The organism is Corynebacterium sp. HMSC072A02 (assembly GCF_001810085.1).
GTDB classification, from domain to species: Bacteria; Actinomycetota; Actinomycetes; order Mycobacteriales; family Mycobacteriaceae; genus Corynebacterium; species Corynebacterium hesseae.
In genome coordinates, this window is the sequence record NZ_KV799876.1 from 1 (window position 1) to 226 (window position 226).

Sequence of the window (226 nt, forward strand, 5' to 3'; positions counted from 1 at the left end):
TGTTGCCACGGGGTTGCCGGCAGGTCAGCAAGGAGATGCTGCTCGTGTGCTTCGAAGAGATCCCTGCGGCTTGACTGCTGACTGCGAAACGGCACGGAGGTGTTGATCGCATCGACTAAGCCCACAATCTTTCCGTTGAGCTCGTCTAAGTCAACACACTGGTGGTCTTCAAGGGCGTGGATGATCTTGTGCGTGACGATCTTTACCGCAGCTTCCACATTTGCTT

The 226-nt window shown here is 54.9% G+C and carries 1 pseudogene; it reads right to left on the reverse strand.

Going from position 1 to position 226, the window contains the following annotated elements:
• A pseudogene (locus HMPREF2698_RS11990) lies at positions 1 to 226 on the reverse strand (IS21 family transposase); the annotation flags it as partial.